This window comes from Rhodoferax sp. P1_F3 (assembly GCF_056405715.1).
Map to the genome: position 1 here is coordinate 88,400 of NZ_JBFUBO010000013.1, position 15,026 is coordinate 103,425.

Annotated in this window: 15 protein-coding genes and 1 tRNA gene; 9 read left to right on the forward strand and 7 right to left on the reverse strand. The window is 64.0% G+C overall.

The annotated features are described in order from the left end of the window. The first annotated feature begins 30 nt into the window (after nt 1-30). Genes AC1DZ5_RS18765 through moaC form a run of 3 tightly spaced genes read left to right on the forward strand, consistent with a single transcriptional unit; the run spans nt 31 to nt 2,878 of the window. Complete coding sequence (locus AC1DZ5_RS18765; protein WP_477891846.1) at nt 31-1,407, forward strand: esterase-like activity of phytase family protein; 1,377 nt, start codon at nt 31-33, stop codon at nt 1,405-1,407. A 42-nt stretch (nt 1,408-1,449) separates the two neighbouring features. After that, nucleotides 1,450-2,343, forward strand: coding sequence for a MaoC family dehydratase (locus AC1DZ5_RS18770; RefSeq protein WP_477891848.1), 894 nt, complete (start codon nt 1,450-1,452; stop codon nt 2,341-2,343). 22 nt (nt 2,344-2,365) lie between these two features. Continuing rightward, nucleotides 2,366-2,878, forward strand: coding sequence for a cyclic pyranopterin monophosphate synthase MoaC (gene moaC, locus AC1DZ5_RS18775; RefSeq protein ID WP_477891850.1), 513 nt, complete (start codon nt 2,366-2,368; stop codon nt 2,876-2,878). A gap of 20 nt (nt 2,879-2,898) precedes the next feature. Here moaC and AC1DZ5_RS18780 read toward each other — a convergent pair whose 3' ends face one another. Further along, a complete protein-coding gene (locus AC1DZ5_RS18780; protein WP_477891852.1) occupies nt 2,899-3,393 on the reverse strand; it encodes a cupin domain-containing protein in 495 nt (164 codons plus the stop codon). A gap of 71 nt (nt 3,394-3,464) precedes the next feature. On the opposite strand from AC1DZ5_RS18780, the gene AC1DZ5_RS18785 reads away from it, so the two are divergent. Continuing rightward, a complete protein-coding gene (locus AC1DZ5_RS18785; protein ID WP_477891854.1) occupies nt 3,465-6,383 on the forward strand; it encodes a valine--tRNA ligase in 2,919 nt (972 codons plus the stop codon). Nucleotides 6,384-6,465: 82 nt separating this feature from the next. Here the strand turns inward: AC1DZ5_RS18785 and AC1DZ5_RS18790 are convergent, their stop codons facing one another. The 3 genes from AC1DZ5_RS18790 to cysM all read right to left on the reverse strand — a co-directional run bounded on the left by AC1DZ5_RS18790 (nt 6,466) and on the right by cysM (nt 8,264). Then, a complete protein-coding gene (locus tag AC1DZ5_RS18790; protein ID WP_105259997.1) occupies nt 6,466-6,693 on the reverse strand; it encodes a sulfurtransferase TusA family protein in 228 nt (75 codons plus the stop codon). Between the two features lie 30 nt (nt 6,694-6,723). Continuing rightward, nucleotides 6,724-7,275, reverse strand: a complete 552-nt coding sequence (locus tag AC1DZ5_RS18795; RefSeq protein WP_477891857.1) for an NUDIX domain-containing protein — start codon at nt 7,273-7,275, stop codon at nt 6,724-6,726. Nucleotides 7,276-7,361: 86 nt separating this feature from the next. Then, a complete protein-coding gene (cysM, locus tag AC1DZ5_RS18800) occupies nt 7,362-8,264 on the reverse strand; it encodes a cysteine synthase CysM (protein WP_477891859.1) in 903 nt (300 codons plus the stop codon). 41 nt (nt 8,265-8,305) lie between these two features. On the opposite strand from cysM, the gene AC1DZ5_RS18805 reads away from it, so the two are divergent. The 3 genes from AC1DZ5_RS18805 to AC1DZ5_RS18815 all read left to right on the forward strand — a co-directional run bounded on the left by AC1DZ5_RS18805 (nt 8,306) and on the right by AC1DZ5_RS18815 (nt 11,253). After that, nucleotides 8,306-8,390 (forward strand) — tRNA-Leu (locus tag AC1DZ5_RS18805). A 128-nt stretch (nt 8,391-8,518) separates the two neighbouring features. Further along, the gene (locus AC1DZ5_RS18810) at nt 8,519-8,983 is read left to right on the forward strand and encodes a (2Fe-2S)-binding protein (protein WP_477891861.1); all 465 of its coding nucleotides are present in this window, start codon (nt 8,519-8,521) and stop codon (nt 8,981-8,983) included. Continuing rightward, entirely contained in the window at nt 8,980-11,253 is a 2,274-nt protein-coding gene (locus AC1DZ5_RS18815; protein WP_477891863.1) for a xanthine dehydrogenase family protein molybdopterin-binding subunit, read from the forward strand. Before AC1DZ5_RS18810 ends, AC1DZ5_RS18815 begins: the two co-directional genes overlap by 4 nt. A 6-nt stretch (nt 11,254-11,259) precedes the next feature. On the opposite strand, the gene AC1DZ5_RS18820 is transcribed toward AC1DZ5_RS18815, so the two are convergent. After that, nucleotides 11,260-11,709, reverse strand: a complete 450-nt coding sequence (locus tag AC1DZ5_RS18820) for an META domain-containing protein (RefSeq protein WP_477891865.1) — start codon at nt 11,707-11,709, stop codon at nt 11,260-11,262. A 100-nt stretch (nt 11,710-11,809) separates the two neighbouring features. On the opposite strand from AC1DZ5_RS18820, the gene AC1DZ5_RS18825 reads away from it, so the two are divergent. Continuing rightward, nucleotides 11,810-12,505: a phosphatase PAP2 family protein gene (locus AC1DZ5_RS18825; RefSeq protein WP_477891867.1), complete on the forward strand. Its 696-nt coding sequence runs from the start codon at nt 11,810-11,812 to the stop codon at nt 12,503-12,505. Here the strand turns inward: AC1DZ5_RS18825 and AC1DZ5_RS18830 are convergent. Further along, the gene (locus AC1DZ5_RS18830; RefSeq protein ID WP_477891869.1) at nt 12,502-13,416 is read right to left on the reverse strand and encodes an SDR family oxidoreductase; all 915 of its coding nucleotides are present in this window, start codon (nt 13,414-13,416) and stop codon (nt 12,502-12,504) included. The two genes, AC1DZ5_RS18825 and AC1DZ5_RS18830, sit on opposite strands and share 4 nt — an antisense overlap. Nucleotides 13,417-13,460: 44 nt before the next feature. On the opposite strand from AC1DZ5_RS18830, the gene AC1DZ5_RS18835 reads away from it, so the two are divergent. Then, entirely contained in the window at nt 13,461-14,513 is a 1,053-nt protein-coding gene (locus AC1DZ5_RS18835) for a CDP-6-deoxy-delta-3,4-glucoseen reductase (protein ID WP_477891871.1), read from the forward strand. A 47-nt stretch (nt 14,514-14,560) separates the two neighbouring features. On the opposite strand, the gene AC1DZ5_RS18840 is transcribed toward AC1DZ5_RS18835, so the two are convergent. Then, a complete protein-coding gene (locus AC1DZ5_RS18840) occupies nt 14,561-14,944 on the reverse strand; it encodes a hypothetical protein (RefSeq protein WP_477891873.1) in 384 nt (127 codons plus the stop codon). Nucleotides 14,945-15,026: the final 82 nt, after the last annotated feature.

Here is a 15,026-nt window from a genome sequence, read left to right on the forward strand (position 1 = left end):
CGCGGCTTGATCCACTTGTGACCCTCTCTCATGCCACGTTTCACCCTCTCCCACCTGGCCCTGGCCTGCGCGCTGGCTCTGCCAGCCACCACCGCCCTGGCCCAAACTGAAGTGACCGCCACCCTGGCTGGCCACGCCGCCCTACCCGCCAGCACCACCGTGACCGCGCCCAAGGCGTTCGGCAAGTTTTTCGAGACCGCGGGCAAGTTCACCGCCGCCAACCGCCAGCGCACCGAAGTGCTGCACAGCATCGACGGCATCAGCTTTGTGGGCGATCCCAAGTACCCGCGCAAGTCGGGCGGCACGCTGCCCATCCGCGGGCAATCGGTCCAGGGTTTTTCGGGCATCGTGGCGCTGGGCAAAGACCACTTCCTGACCCTGACCGACAACGGCTTTGGCAGCAAGATCAACTCGCAAGATGCTTTGCTCATGGTCCACCATGTGCAGGCCGACTGGGCCAAGGGCAGCGTCAAGCGCCTGCACACCACCTTTTTGCACGACCCCGACCGCAAGGTGCCGTTTGCCATCCAGAACGAGGCCACGGCGGAGCGCTTCTTGACTGGCATCGACTTCGACCCGGAGTCCATCCAGGTCGTGGGCAAAGAGTGGTGGATTGGCGATGAGTTCGGCCCCTATGTGCTACGTGTGGACGCCAAGGGCAAAGTGCTGGGTGTGATCGACACCGTGGTGAGTGGCAAGGCCTACCGCGGCCCCGACCACTACCTGAACGGCCGCCTGCCCAACTACCCCGGCGACGCCAGCTTTGAAGTGCGCCGCAGCGGCGGCTTTGAGCCCATGGCCAAGTCGGTGGATGGCAAGACGCTGTACCCCATGTTCGAGTGGCCGCTGTGGGATGCCGCTGCCAAGATGCAGGAAACGCGCAACGGCAAGCCCTACACCCATATCCTGGAGTTGGACGTGGCCAGCCAGAAATACAGTGAACGCCAGTGGAAATACGCGTTTGAAGAGGCCGGCAATGTGGCCTCGGACTTCCAGATGCTGGACGCGACCACCGGTCTCGTCATCGAACGCGACGACGCGTCTGAGGGCTCGGGCAATGTCTGCAAGGACGAGCCGCGCACCGACTGCTTCACCCGCCCGGCGCGCTTCAAGCGCATCTACAAGATCGACATGGCACAGCTAGATGTCGATGGTTTTGTGAAGAAGGTTGCCTTCATCGACCTTACCAAAATCTCCAACCCCAAACACGTAGCCAAGCGAGGCCCCAACGAAGACAGCTTTGTGCTTCCGCACCTGGGGCCCGAGGGCTTGACCGTGGTGGACGCCACCCACATCGTGGTGGTGAACGACAACAACTTCCCCTTCTCCAGCGGCCGCACGCTGGGCCAGCCCGATGACAACGAGCTGACTCTGCTCGACATCAAAGCTTTGGTCGACGCACAGTAACAACTGCTGCGCACAGGGTGTCGCCATGCACAATGGCACACCATGTCCAACGCTCCTATTTCCCTTCAGTACCAGGCCCCGCCCCGCAATGGCGGCGCCTTGGTGCGCAGCCTGTTCGCCGCACGCCCGGCCCAGGCTCCCGATGCCCAACACGGCATCCGTTTTGACGCCCACTGGCGAGGCGCCCGCGCCGATGCCGCCCGGCTGGCCCGGTACCGCCAGGTCTGTGACCTGCCCGACACCGGCACCCTGCCCCTTCTGTACCTGCACGCCATGGCCATGCCGCTGCACATGGCCATCCTGAGCCATGCGCGTTTTCCGCTGCGCCTGCTGGGCCTGGTGCACTGGAGCAACCAGATCGAGAGCCTGCGCCCCATCGCCAACGGTGAGGCCGTAGATATGCACTGCACGCTGGACGGCATCCAGACCACCGAGCGCGGTCAATCCTTTGCTATCCACACCACGCTGAACACCGGTGGCACAGTCGCCTGGCGCGAGACCAGCACCTTTTTGTCGCCACTGGCGCGCAGCAAATCGGGCAAAAAGCCCGCGCTGGATGCCAGTGAACCCGATTGGGGCACGCCCATCGCCCAGTGGGCGGTGCAAGGCAACGCCGGACGCCGCTTTGCCGGCCCCTCGGGCGACTGGAACCCCATCCACGTGAGTGCACTGACGGCACGCCTGTTTGGCTACCCACGCGCCATTGCGCATGGCATGTTCAGCGCCGCGCGCTGCCTGGCGCTGCTGCAGGCAAACCTGCCCGCCGACGCGCCGCTGGCGCTGGACCTGCGGTTCAAGCGCCCCCTGTTGATTCCAGGCCAGGTGGCCCTACATACGGCGCAGGGTGCGGACCAAGACCAGGGCGCAACCCGCTTTGTATTGAAAGTACAGCCCGGCGGCGAGCCGCATATCGATGGCACGCTGCGTCGGCTGTAAGCCATAGACAACAGGATTGACCATGACCGATACCAACCCCTCCGCCCTCACCCACTTCGACACCAAGGGTGATGCCCACATGGTAGACATAGGTGCCAAGCCCCTGACCGCGCGCAAAGCCGTGGCTGGCGGCCGCATCCAGATGAAGCAAAGCACGCTGGACCTGATCCAGAACGCCCAGGCTGCCAAGGGCGATGTACTGGGCGTGGCGCGCGTGGCCGGCATCATGGCCGCCAAGCGCACCAGTGACCTGATTCCGCTGTGCCACCCCATCATGCTGTCGCGCGTGGCCATCGAGTTTGAGATGGTGCCCGCCACCGCCACCACCTTGCCCGCCGTCCAGTGCCTGGCGATTGCCGAAACCACCGGCGGCACCGGCGTGGAGATGGAAGCCCTCACCGCGGTTCAAATCACCCTGCTGACCATCTACGACATGTGCAAGGCCGTGGACAAGGGCATGGTGATGACCGACGTGCGGCTGCTGGAAAAGCACGGCGGCAAGTCGGGTACCTACCTGGCACCACCCACCACCTGAGGATGCCCGGCGGCACGGCCTCAATAAGGCGTGCCGTCCTTGTGCACAAACTGCCATTGCCCAGTGGCCATGAGCAGTGCCTTGAGGTCATCGTCGGGGTAGCTGCCCTCATCGCCGGGCGTGCGGTCGCCCACCTCCAGGTACAGCACGTCCGCATCGGTCTCGTTCTTGAGGCAGTGGCCATTGCCTGTGCCCGCCTTGAAGCCAGCACACATGCCAGGTGCCAGCGCAGTCAGCCCTTCATCGGTGTGCAGCGTGGGGTGGCCTTGCAGCACATAGATGAATTCGTCCTGCTTGGTGTGCGCATGGCGCAGGGCCGACACGGAGTGCGGCGCTAGCCGCACCAGGTTCACCCCAAAGTTGCTCAATCCAAACACATCGCCCAACTGGCGCTTTTCGCGCCCCGCCACACGCGCGGCAAAGGGCTCGGGGTAGTTGGACGGTTTGGTGCGGGGCACCACCTCGGTGGCCGCCACGGCAACGGGGGGAATGGTGGTTGGGGGGCTGTCGGGCATGGATCCTCCTAGGCTGGTCCTGTAGCTTAGCGCCCGCCCGGTAAAATCGCGGGTCCTCCCAAGAGAACCCCATGTCTGACCAAGCTACCCCCACGCCCTCCGCCCCCGAACAACCGGGTCTGCAGTCCCTGTCCAAATCCTTCGAGCCTGTCGCGCTGGAAGCGCACTGGGGCCCCGAGTGGGAAAAGCGCGGCTATGGCATCGCGGGCTACCGCGGCACCCAGGCCCCGCAGGCCGGCCAACCCGCCTTTGCCATCCAGCTGCCACCGCCCAATGTGACGGGCACGCTGCACATGGGCCATGCGTTCAACCAGACCATCATGGACAGCCTGACGCGCTACCACCGCATGGCCGGTTTCAACACCGCCTGGATTCCGGGCACCGACCATGCCGGCATTGCCACGCAGATCGTGGTGGAACGCCAGCTGCAAGAACAAAAGATCAGCCGCCACGACCTGGGCCGCGAGGCCTTCACCGCCAAGGTGTGGGAGTGGAAAGAAAAGTCCGGCAACACCATCACCGGCCAGATGCGCCGCATGGGCGACAGCGTGGACTGGAGCCGCGAATACTTCACCATGGACCCCAAGCTGTCCAATACGGTGACCGAAACCTTTGTGCAGTTGTACGAGCAAGGCCTGATCTACCGCGGCAAGCGCCTGGTGAACTGGGACCCCATCCTCATGAGTGCGGTGAGCGATCTGGAAGTGGAGAGCGAAGAGGAAGACGGCTCGCTGTGGCACATCCGCTACCCGCTGGCCGATGGCAGTGGTGACATCACCGTGGCCACCACCCGCCCCGAGACCATGCTGGGCGACGTGGCCGTGATGGTGCACCCCGAAGACGAGCGCTACACAGCCCTCATCGGCAAGATGGTGAAGCTGCCCCTGTGTGACCGCGAGATCCCGGTGATTGCCGACGACTACGTGGACAAAGCCTTTGGCACCGGCGTGGTGAAGGTCACGCCCGCGCACGACCAGAACGATTACGCCGTGGGCCAACGCCACAAGCTGCCCCTGATCTGCGTGCTGACGCTGGACGCCAAGATCAACGAGAACGCCCCCGCGCCCTACCAGGGCCTGGACCGTTTTGTGGCGCGCAAGAAAGTGGTGGCTGATTTGGAAGCCGGTGGCTTCCTGGTCGAAGTGAAGAAGCACAAACTGCAAGTGCCACGCTGCGCCCGCACGGGCCAGGTGATCGAACCCATGCTGACCGACCAGTGGTTCATGGCCATGAACACCGTGGGCAAGGGCGACGCTACCGGCAAGTCCATCGCGCAGAAGTCCATCGATGTGGTGCAAAGCGGCGACGTGAAGTTTGTGCCCGAGAACTGGGTCAACACCTACAACCAGTGGATGAACAACATCCAGGACTGGTGCATCAGCCGCCAACTCTGGTGGGGCCACCAGATTCCGGCCTGGTACGACGAAGACGGCAAGGTCTACGTAGCCCGCAACGAGGCCGACGCCCAGGCGCAAGCCCCCGGCAAGACACTCAAGCGCGACCCCGATGTGCTGGACACTTGGTATTCCAGCGCCATGGTGCCCTTCAGCACCATGGGTTGGGGCAATGAAGGTGCGGGCACCGGCGCCACCGACGATTACAACCTCTACCTGCCCAGCAGCGTGCTGGTCACCGGCTACGACATCATCTTCTTTTGGGTCGCCCGCATGATCATGATGACCACCCACTTCACGGGGCGTGTGCCGTTCAAGCATGTCTACATCCACGGCCTGGTGAAAGACGCGCAAGGCAAGAAGATGAGCAAGTCCGAGGGCAATGTGCTGGACCCGGTCGATCTGATCGACGGTATCTCGCTCGCTCCCTTGCTGGTCAAACGCTCCGAAGGCCTGCGCAAGCCCGAGACTGCACCCCAGGTGCGCAAGAACACCGAGAAGGAATTCCCCGAAGGCATTCCCGCCTACGGTGCGGACGCGCTGCGCTTCACCTTCGCGGCACTCGCATCCTTGGGCCGCAGCATCAACTTCGACAGCAAGCGCTGCGAGGGCTACCGCAACTTCTGCAACAAGCTGTGGAACGCCACGCGCTTTGTGCTGATGAACTGCGAAGGCAATGACTGCGGTTTGAACGAGCACACCAAAGAGCAGTGCGCACCCGGTGGCGAAGCCCACGGCTACCTGGAATTCAGCCAGGCCGACCGCTGGATCGTCTCGCTGCTGCAAAAGACCGAAGCCGAAGTGGCCAAAGGCTTTGCCGAATACCGCCTGGACAATGTGGCCAACACGATTTACGACTTTGTGTGGAACGAGTTCTGCGACTGGTACCTGGAAATTGCCAAGGTGCAGATCAACACCGGCGATGACGCGCAGAAACGCGCCACGCGCCGCACGCTGATCCGCACGCTGGAAGTCATCCTGCGCCTGATCCACCCCATCACGCCCTTCATTTCTGAGGAGCTGTGGCAAAAGGTGGCGCCCGTTGCCGGCCGTCAGGGCCCGTCCGTGTCCATCGCCGCCTACCCCGTGAGCCAGCCCGAGCGTATTGACGACGCTGCCATTGCCCATGTGGTCAAGCTCAAAGCCCTGGTGGACGCCTGCCGCAACCTGCGCGGCGAGATGAACGTGTCGCCCGCCGTGCGCCTGCCGCTGTTTGTGGTGGCCCATAGCGCGGCCGAAGGCGAATTCCTGCAATCCTCTGCTGCCGTGCTGCAGTCACTGGCCAAACTCAGCGAGGTGAAGGTGTTTGCCGACGAAGCCAGCTGGCAAGCCGCCGCCCAATCCGCCCCCGTGGCCGTGGTGGGTGAGGCCCGCGTCTGCCTGTTTGTGGAAGTGGACGTGGCCGCCGAAAAGATCCGCCTGGGCAAGGAAGTAGCGCGCCTGGAAGAGCAGATCACCAAGGCCAGCGTCAAGTTGAGCAACGAAGCCTTTGTGGCCAAAGCTCCGGCCGCCGTGCTGGAGCAAGAACGCAAACGCGTAGCCGACTTTGCCGCCACGCTGGAGAAGGTGAAAGAGCAGTTGGCCCGCCTCGGCTAATGCTCGGCCCCGCTGGGGCCTGCCCCAAAACATAACGCCGCACGGGAAACCCTGCGGCGTTTTTTTGGGGCTTGGAAACGCTTTAGCGTCTACGCAGCACGTGGATGTATTCGGCACCCACGGTTTCCTGCTCCAGCAGCTCGTTGCCGGTTTGCTTGGCAAAAGCCTGAAAGTCGCGGATGGAACCGGGATCGGTGGCCACCACCTTGAGGGTCTGGCCGCTCACCAGCTCCGCCAAGGCTTTCTTGGCCTTGAGGATGGGCAGCGGGCAGTTCAGGCCGCGAGTGTCAACTTCTTTGTCGGTGTGCATGCGATAGGCTTTCTGGCGTTGGCACCGATTTTAAGTCGCCAGCTTCTCGGCGTCTTGGCGCCACACCGGGTCGATGAACGTGGGTTCATGCCCGCGCGAGCGCAAAAACTCGGCCAGCGCATAACCGGTGCCGGCCGGCCAGCATTTCACGTCTTCCAGGTTGTAGAGCTTGTAGTCCACCAGCTCGGGGCTCAGCTTTACGTCGCCATGGCAGACGGCGTGGTAGGCAATGATGACCTGGTTCATGCGCTGGAAGTCGTACACGCCCAGCAGCTTGAGCGCGCTGGTGGTCAGGCTGGTCTCTTCCGAAATCTCGCGCGCAATGCCCCCTTCGGGCGTCTCGCCGGCCTCCATAAAGCCGGTGATCAACGCGTACATCTTGCCGGGCCAGGCCGCGTTGCGTGCCAACAAGATTTGCCCGTTGTACTCAATCACCGCCGCCAGCACGGGCGTGGGGTTGTTCCAGTGCGTAAAGTCACAGGCCGGGCAGCGCAGGCGGGTTTTGTCGCCGCCGTCCTCGGCCAGCGTGATGTGCTCTAGCGCCGTGGCGCACTGTGGACAGAACTTGAAAGCTGCAGACATGCCCACCCTTTTGCAGATTGATTTGCTATCTATTCAGTAGCTACCCGCGCATATTCCACGGGGGCTACCAACCTATTTCTTATAAATTACGCGGGAAACACACCCGTGGAGAGGTAACGGTCCCCGCGGTCACAGACCACGAACACGATCACTGCATCGCGCTCGCGCTTGGCAATCTCCTGCGCCACCCAGCAGGCACCCGCCGCTGAGATGCCACCAAAGATGCCCTCTTCACGCGCCAGGCGGCGGCACATGTCTTCGGCGTCAAGCTGGCTCACGTAGACCAGTTCATCCACATTCTTGGGGTCGTAAATCTTGGGCAAATAGGCCTCGGGCCATTTGCGGATGCCGGGAATGCGCGAGCCCTCCGACGGCTGGGCGCCAATGATGCGGATGGCCGGGTTCTTTTCCTTCAAGAAGCGTGACACGCCGGTGATGGTACCCGTGGTGCCCATGGCGCTCACAAAGTGGGTGATGCGGCCGTGCGTCTGCGCCCAGAGTTCGGGGCCCGTGGTCTCGTAGTGGATGCGCGGGTTGTCGTCATTGCCAAACTGGTCCAGCACGCGACCCTTGCCCTCGCGCTGCATTTGTTCGGCCAGGTCGCGCGCGTACTCCATGCCACCGCTCTTGGGTGTCAGGATCAGCTCGGCACCGAAAGCCTTCATGGTCTGGGCGCGCTCGATGGACAGGTCCTCCGGCATGATCAAGACCATGCGGTAGCCCTTGACAGCCGCGGCCATGGCCAGCGCAATGCCGGTGTTGCCCGAGGTGGCTTCGATCAGCGTGTCGCCGGGCTTGATGTCGCCGCGCTCCTGCGCGCGCCGGATCATGGACAGGGCTGGCCGGTCTTTGACCGAACCTGCGGGGTTGTTGCCTTCGAGCTTGCCCAGCACCACGGTGTTGCGGGATTGGTTGTCGGTGGCCTGGATGCGCTGCAGTGCGACCAGCGGGGTGTTCCCGATGGCGTCTTCGATGGTGGGGAATGTCATGCCCATAAATGTGCCATAATTCGCGCTTCACAGAATACCCCGCCCGGGTGGTGAAATTGGTAGACTCAGGGGACTCAAAATCCCCCGCCGCAAGGCGTGCCGGTTCGAGTCCGGCCCCGGGCACCAGATCAAAAAGCCTGCTGTTTGCAAAAACAGCAGGCTTTTTTCTTGCCGGTGGCCTTGGGTGACACCTCTGGCCCGCATCCAAACCCTATGATGTGTCGCGCTAGCACGCAACCGCAAAGGAGACGCCCATGGAACTCAACATCAATGGCAAGGTGGTGACCGCCGACGCCCCGCCCGACATGCCCCTGCTGTGGGTGTTGCGCGACGTGCTGAACATGACCGGCACCAAGTTTGGCTGCGGGGTGGCCGCCTGCGGCGCCTGCACCGTACACATCGACGGCCAGCCCGTGCGCTCCTGCGTGATGCCCGTGTCTGCCGTGGCCGGCCAAAAAATCAAAACCATCGAAGCCCTGGGCAGCACCGACAAGCTGCATGCCCTGCAGGCCGCTTGGATCGCCGAGCAGGTGCCCCAATGCGGCTACTGCCAAAGCGGCATGCTGATGGCCGCCGCCGCCCTCTTGGCCCGCAAACCCAAGCCCACCGATGCCGACATCGACGAGGCGATGACCAACATCTGCCGCTGCGGTACCTACCAGCGCGTGCGCGCCGCCATCCACCGTGCAGCGGGCCAACCCCAGGGAGCTGCAGCATGAAGCGCCGCACCTGGCTATTGAGCGCCCTGGGCGCTACCGGTGCGCTGGTGGTGGGCTGGGGCCTGATGCCCCAGCGTTCGCGCCTGGGCGATGGCGCGCTGATGCTGCCCACCGAGGGAGAAGTCGGCCTGAACGGCTGGATCAAGATCGCCAAGGATGGCACCGTGGTACTGGCCATGCCGCGCAGCGAGATGGGCCAAGGCGTGCACACCGCGCTGGCCATGCTGGTGGCCGAAGAGCTGGACATTTCGCTGGCCAAGGTGCGCCTGCAGCAGGCCGGGCCAGAAACCCTGTACGGCAACGTGGTGATGCTCACCGCTACCCTGCCCTTCCACCCGCTGGAAACCGAGAGCGACAACCCGCCGGCCAAGGTCAAGTTGGGCCAATGGTTCGTTGGCAAGATCGCGCGGGAACTGGGCATCAACGCCACCGGGGGGTCATCCAGCGTGGCGGACGCTTGGGAACCCATACGCACCGCCGCAGCCCTGGCCCGTGCCAGCCTATTGGAAGCGGCCGCCACACAGTGGAAGCTGCCCCGCACCGAACTGAACATCCAGGACGGCGTGGTGCAGCATGCATCCGGCAAGTCAGCCCATTTTGGTGAGTTGGCCCAAGGCGCTGCCGGGCTGAAGCCATCCAACGTCACCCTCAAGGACCGCAAGGACTGGAAGCTGCTGGGCACCCCGGCGCCGCGCGTGGACATTCCCGCCAAGACCAATGGCACGGCCCGGTTTGGGCTGGATGTGCGCATGCCCGACATGCTATTTGCGGCCATTCGCCTTGCACCCCAGTTGGGTGGCACTGTGGGCTCACTGGACAGCAAGGCCGCGCTGGCCATGCCAGGCATAGAAATGCTGGTACCGCTGGACGCCCTGGGTGGCTCCACCGCCGGGTTTGCGGTGGTCGGCAAGACCACTTGGCATGCACACCAGGCCGTGCAGGCGGTAGAGGTGAAGTGGCAAGCCCCCGCAGGCGGCGCGCTGGACACCCAGAAAATTGAAGAGCGCCTGCAAGCAGCGCTGAAAAACGAAGATGGCTTTGCGTTCTACGACAAAGGCGATACCAAGGCCGCTGAGGCTGCCGCGGCCAGCACGGTAGAAGCTGCCTACCAGGCCCCCTACCTGGCCCACGCCACCATGGAGCCCATGAACTGCACGGCCCAAGTAAAAGACGGGCTGGTGGAGGTATGGGCCCCCACCCAGGTGCCGGAAATGGCACGCGCCATCGCCGCCAAGGTCGCCGGCGTCAAAGAAGACAAGGTGACGCTGCATGTGACGCTGCTGGGTGGCGGCTTTGGCCGCCGACTAGAGGTGGACTACGTGGCCCAGGCCGTGCGCGTGGCGATGGCCTGCAAGGGCCGCCCGGTGCAACTGGCCTGGTCCCGCGAGGAAGACACCACGCACGACTTCTACCGCCCCATGCATGTGGCGCAGCTGCGCGCCGCGATCGACAGCCAAGGGCAGGTCAGCAGTCTGCGCATCAAATCTGCCGGCGATGCCATCAGCCCGCGCTGGATGGCTCGTGGGCTTCCAGCCCTGTCCGGACCCATCGACATGCCCGACAAGACCACGGCCGAGGGTTTGTTTGACCTGCCCTACGGCTTTGCCAACCAGCACATGGCCCATGTGGCCACGCACATGGACGTGCCGGTGGGCTTTTGGCGCTCGGTCGGGCATTCGCACAACGCATTCTTCTCTGAGAGCTTTATCGACGAGCTGGCCGCACAAACCAAGCAAGACCCGGTGGCATTTCGTCTAGCCCTGCTCAAGGAAGCCCCCCGCTATGCCGCAGTCTTGCAGCTGGCCGCCAGCAAGGCGCGCTGGGGCAGCCCCCTACCCGCCGGGCGTACGCGTGGGGTGGCGCTGCATGAATCGTTCGGCTCCATCGTTGCCGAGGTGGCCGAGGTGTCGCTGAAAAACGGGGTGCCTCGTGTGCACAAGGTGGTGTGTGCCATCGACTGCGGCACGGTGGTCAACCCGAACATCGTGGCGCAGCAAATGGAAAGCGCTGTGGTGTTTGGCCTCACAGCCGCGCTGTACAGCAAGATCGACATCAAGGACGGCGCAGTACAACAAACCAGCTTCCCGAGCTACCCCATGGTGCAGCTGGCAGAAGCCCCAGTGGTGGAAACCTGGCTGGTGCCCAGCACGCGCCACCCCGGTGGTGTGGGCGAACCCGGCGTGCCGCCCATTGCCCCCGCGGTGGCCAACGCTTTGTTTGCCCTGACCGGCAAGCGCCAGCGCAGCCTGCCGCTGGTCACCGCAGCCTGAGCGATTTCAGGGCGCTGTGGTGCCGGGGATCAGGCGGGCCTGTACACGGCCTGTCGCGTCTTCCAGCAGCAACTGCCCGTCTTGCAGCCGTACGCTGCGGGTGGCCTCCAGCGCCTTGAAGAAGCGATCCTCCTGGCCTTGGGGCGCCGTCATGCAGAGCTTGCCAGTGGCCGCCAGGGGGCCCAGCTTTAGCGCACCCTGCTCCACTACGGCCCGGCCCATGAACGCGTTGCAGCCGCCGCTGCCTGCCAGCTGGTCCGCAGTGGTCCAGCGCAACCGGGGTGCGGGGGCCGTCACGGTGGCGATGCCGTCGATGTAGCTGGCCACCCATTCACGCCCCTGCAGCTGGGCACCGGACACCGGGACGGGCTGCGGTTGCACCGGGGCGACATCGCAGCCGGCCAACGCCAGCACCAACGCGACCATCACAACAGGTTTGAAAGAAGAAAACAGCATGGTGATGTCCGAAGAATGGAGTGACAAAAGCCTATGGTAACCAGGCCCCTACCAACATCCCGCACAATCACGGTCTTTCGCGCTCCGAACCTCCAGCCCCATGTCGTCGTCCACCACCCCTGCCACCACAGCCACACCCCGCCTGTTTTGGGGCCTGCTGGCTCTTGCTTTGCTCGCCGCCCTGGTGCCCACCGTGTTTCCGGCGCTGGATCTGGCGGCTGCAGGCCTATTCACTGGCGCGCAGCCCACCATCGCGTCGGGCGGCTGGTGGTGGGTGCAAGGGATCAACCTGTACATACCCGCTATTTTCCGCGGCGTCTTGGCACTGTGTTTTGTGGCCTGGCTGGTAGCCACCTTCTTGGGGCGCTGGAAACACCTCCGACTGCCGCTGGCGTTTGTGGTGCTGGCGGGCATCGTCGGGCCAGGCGTGGTGGTGAACGCGGGGTTCAAGGACCACTGGGCGCGTGCACGGCCCTACCAAGTGGAGAATTTCGGTGGTGCGCAGCAGTTCACGCGCGCCGCTGTCATGACTGACCAGTGCGACAACAACTGCTCGTTCGTCAGCGGCCACGTGGCTTGCGGCTTCTTTCTTGCCACCCTACTGCTGGTGCACCGGCGCCGGCAAACCGCTTGGGCTGTGGTGGGAACGGCCAGCGGCCTGGTGATTGGCTTTGCCCGCATGTCGGACGTGGCGCATTGGCTCAGCGACGTGCTGTGGGCCTACCCCATCACGCTGGTCAGCAGTTGGCTGGTGTGGCAGGTCCTGCAGTGGGCCTACCGGCGCTACGCGCCCTAGGTGCTGCGCAGCCCCTGCCCCACATCGGGGTAGCGCAGTACCAGGCGCAGCTCCTGCTTCATGCGCTGGTTCACCAAACGGCGAGATTCGCTCATGAAACTCAACAGCACCACAGGCAACTGCTCGCGTGCACTGTCGCGTGCCACACGGGGTGGGCGTGACAAGCCATACAGGTCGGCCGCCATGTCAAAGTAATCCCCCATCTTCAGCTGCGAGTCATCACTGACGTTGTAGATGCGTTGCGGTGCACCGCGCCACAGTGCCAGCCAGCAGGCGCGGGCCAGGTCGTCAGCGTGGATATGGTTGGTGTACACGTCATCCTCCGCGCGCAGCACAGGCGTGCCCTTCTGCAGCCGTTCGTGTGGCGTGCCGCCCTCGCGGTTGGGTGCGTAAATACCGGGGATGCGCAGCACACTGAGTGGCACGCCACTGGCCCGGCCCCAGGTGCGCAAGGCCTGTTCGGCATGCACGCGGCGCTGCGCGCGCGGGGTTTGTGGCGAGAGTGCACGCGTCTCGGCCACCCATTGGCCCTGGCAATCACCATACACACCGCTGGTGGAGCCATACACCGCGCGCTGCGGCGCGCTACGCCGGCGCAAGGCCTGACTCAGTTGGGCGGCGCGGGGGTCGGACCAGCCTTCTGACGGTGGGGGTGCCAGGTAGATCACACGGTGGGCCACACCGGCCAAGCGATTCAGTGTGGCCGCACGGTCCAGATTACCCAACAGCGGGACGGTACCCAGGGTGCGCAGCTCCGCCATACGCGAGGCACTAGAGGTCAGCGCCAGCCAGCGCACCGTTGCGTGGGCCGCCACCAAGCGGCTGCCCACGTCGCCGCAGCCCACCACCAACACCCGCTGGCGTTTGAAGCGGGACGGCAGGGCACCGAGGGGGGATTGGATTGAGGGCAAAATCGGGGGCTACAGACAGATAAGCCCTTGAGGATACCCAAAAGATGACCGTCTCTGCGGACGCCGCCACCACTTTCTCCGTCACCGTGCAACCCAGCGGACGCGCCTTCAGCACCCAAGCCGATGAAACCATTTTGGCTGCTGGTATCCGCCAAGGCATTGGCCTGCCCTATGGCTGCAAAGACGGTGCCTGCGGCTCCTGCAAATGCAAGTTGCTGTCGGGCTCAGTACGCCACAGTCTGCACCAGGCCAAGGCATTGAGTGAGGCGGAAGAAGCCGCCGGCTTGGTACTGACCTGCTGCGCCACCGCGCAAAGCGATGTGGTGCTGGAGTCGCGCCAAGTAACCGAGGCCGGCGCCCTGCCCATCAAGAAGATGCCGACGCGCGTGACGACCTTGCAACGGGTGTCCGACGACGTCATGGTGCTGCAACTGCAATTGCCGGCCAACGACAACTTTGCCTACCGTGCCGGGCAATACGTGGAGTTCATCCTGCGCGACGGCGCGCGGCGCAGCTACTCGATGGCCAATGCGCCCGGCCAGGGCGCCGGCATGGAGCTGCACATCCGCCACATGCCTGGCGGCAAGTTCACCGACCACGTGTTTGGTGCGATGAAGGAGAAGGAGATATTGCGACTGGAAGGGCCTTATGGCTCGTTCTTCCTACGCGAAGATTCGGATAAACCCATCGTACTGCTGGCCTCTGGCACCGGCTTTGCGCCCGTCAAGGCGCTGCTGGAGCACATGCTGGCGCAGGGCATTGTCCGGCCTGTGACGCTGTACTGGGGCGGGCGCCGACCCGCAGACCTGTACATGGACGCCTGGGTGCGAAACATGCAGCAGCGCATGCCGCAACTGACCTACGTTCCCGTGGTGTCCAATGCATTGCCCGATGATGCTTGGCAAGGACGCACCGGTTTTGTGCACCGCGCCGTGCTGAACGACCTGCCCGACCTCAGCGGCCATCAGGTGTACGCCTGCGGCGCACCGATTGTCGTGGACTCGGCCCGCGCGGATTTTTGTGCGCTTGCGGGCCTGCCAGACGAAGAGTTCTTTGCCGACGCGTTCACCTCGGAGGCCGACAAGGCCCACGCCTGAAACAGCAGCGGGGCCTGCAGGCCCCGCTCGTGCTGCCGGTCGCAGGTTTACAGCTTGCCGTTCTTGCGGTCGCGCTTGCCGTCATGGTTCAGATCCACTTGGCGGTCATGCTTTTGGTAGGCAATGTCGCGGCTCTCAGCGCGCTGCAGGTGCGCAATGCGCTTGCGCTCCTGGCCCGTCACCTTGCCGTCGGCTTCGGCGTGGTCTTCGACCTTGTCGATACGGGCTTCGCCACGGTTCAGGCGGCGGGTTTCACGCTGGGTCAGCTGACCAGAACCCACACCCTGTGCAATGCGCTTGTCTTGGTTGGCCTCACGCTGGTCGATCTTGGGGGTGGCCAAAGGGTCTCTGGGTGCAGGGGTAGCGGTTTGCGCGAACGCGGCGCCAGTTGCCACCAACACCAGACCAGCCAGCAAAGCGTGAATTTTCATCGTGAACTCCTGTTGAGGTTAAGCATGGAATGACTCCATGCCCTTTTCAACGGCTCCACTCAGCGCGGGCCTGACATCCCGA